3 protein-coding genes and 2 pseudogenes are annotated in these 1,349 nt (G+C 63.4%); all 5 read left to right on the top strand.

Going from position 1 to position 1,349, the window contains the following annotated elements:
* A pseudogene (gene rplF / locus Q0Y09_RS01965) lies at positions 1–117 on the top strand (50S ribosomal protein L6); the annotation flags it as partial.
* Between the two features lie 14 nt (positions 118–131).
* A complete protein-coding gene (rplR, locus tag Q0Y09_RS01960) occupies positions 132–491 on the top strand; it encodes a 50S ribosomal protein L18 (protein WP_297716858.1) in 360 nt (119 codons plus the stop codon).
* A gap of 18 nt (positions 492–509) precedes the next feature.
* Positions 510–1,010, top strand: a complete 501-nt coding sequence (gene rpsE / locus Q0Y09_RS01955) for a 30S ribosomal protein S5 (RefSeq protein ID WP_297716856.1) — start codon at positions 510–512, stop codon at positions 1,008–1,010.
* A gap of 12 nt (positions 1,011–1,022) precedes the next feature.
* Positions 1,023–1,205 carry a 50S ribosomal protein L30 gene (gene rpmD, locus Q0Y09_RS01950; RefSeq protein WP_033116895.1) on the top strand — a complete coding sequence of 61 codons (183 nt, stop codon included), beginning with the start codon at positions 1,023–1,025 and terminating at the stop codon, positions 1,203–1,205.
* Between the two features lie 13 nt (positions 1,206–1,218).
* Positions 1,219–1,349, top strand: a pseudogene (locus Q0Y09_RS01945) (50S ribosomal protein L15); the annotation flags it as partial.

Here is a 1,349-nt window from a genome sequence, read left to right as displayed (position 1 = left end):
TTCGCCGCCGAAGTCAGAGAGAAAAGACCCCCCGAGCCTTACAAGGGCAAGGGTATCAAATACACTGACGAGGTCATCCGCCGCAAGGAAGGCAAGACCGGCGTCAAGAAGAAATAAGGAGGTGTGCCTAAATGATCAAGAGACCCGATACCAACGCTCAGCGGCTTAAGCGCCACAAGAGAGTGCGCGGAAAAATCTCCGGCACGCCCGAGAGACCCCGCCTGAACGTGTTCCGCAGCGAGACCAACATCTACGCCCAGATCATCGACGATGTGGCCGGCAAGACTCTGGTCTCCGCTTCCTCCCTGGAGAAGAATTTCAACTGCGACGGCACCAAGACCGACGCCGCCAAGATGGTGGGTCAGCTGGTGGCCGAGCGCGCCAAGGCCGCCGGCATCACCACCGTGGTCTTTGACCGCGGCGGCTACGTCTATCACGGCCGGGTCCAGGCTCTGGCCGAGGGCGCCCGTGAGGGCGGCCTGGAATTTTAAGGGGAGGAGAGAACGAACATGGCTAGATTTGAAAGAGAACCCAGCGAGTTCACCGAGAAGCTCGTTTCTCTGAACCGCGTCAGCAAGACCGTCAAGGGCGGCCGTATCTTCAAGTTCGCCGCTCTCATGGTCGTGGGCGACGAGAAGGGCCGCGTGGGCTTTGGCCTGGGCAAGGCCGCCGAGGTGCCCGAGGCCATCCGCAAGGGCATCGAGGACGCCAAGAAGAACATGATCACCGTGAGCCTGTCCGGCACCACCATCCCCCACGAGGTGCTCGGCGCGTTCGGCGCCGGCCGCGTGCTCCTCAAGCCCGCTGCTCCCGGTACCGGCATCATCGCTGGCGGCCCTGTCCGTGCCGTCATGGAGGCCGCCGGCATTAAGGACATCCGCGCCAAGTGCCTGCGCTCCAACAATCAGCAGAACGTGGTCTCCGCCACCTTCGAGGGCCTGAAGGCTCTCCGTGGTCCCGAGGAGGTCGCCCGTGTCCGCGGCAAGAGCGTGGACGAGATCGTAGGTTAAGGAGGGCTAGAAATGGCTAAGCTGAACATTAAGCTGGTCAAGAGCCTGAACGGCCGCATCGCCAAGCACAAGGCGACTGCCGAGGCTCTGGGCCTGCGCAAGATCGGCGACACCACCGTGCAGCCCGACAACGAGGCTACCCGCGGCAAGATCGCCCATATCGGTTACCTGCTCCAGGTCACCGAGGAACAGTGAGGAGGTGCGCGAAATGAATCTGCATGAACTCTCCCCCGCGCCCGGCTCTGTAAAGAGCGCCTTCCGCAAGGGCCGCGGTCATGGCTCCGGCAACGGCAAGACCGCCGGCCGCGGCCACAAGGGCCAGTGGGCCCGCTCCGGCGG

Source organism: Intestinimonas sp. (assembly GCF_026169115.1).
Lineage (GTDB): Bacteria > Bacillota > Clostridia > Oscillospirales > Oscillospiraceae > Intestinimonas.
The sequence above is the reverse complement of the archived record's forward strand: the minus strand, read 5'-3'. Positions and strand labels throughout refer to the sequence as shown.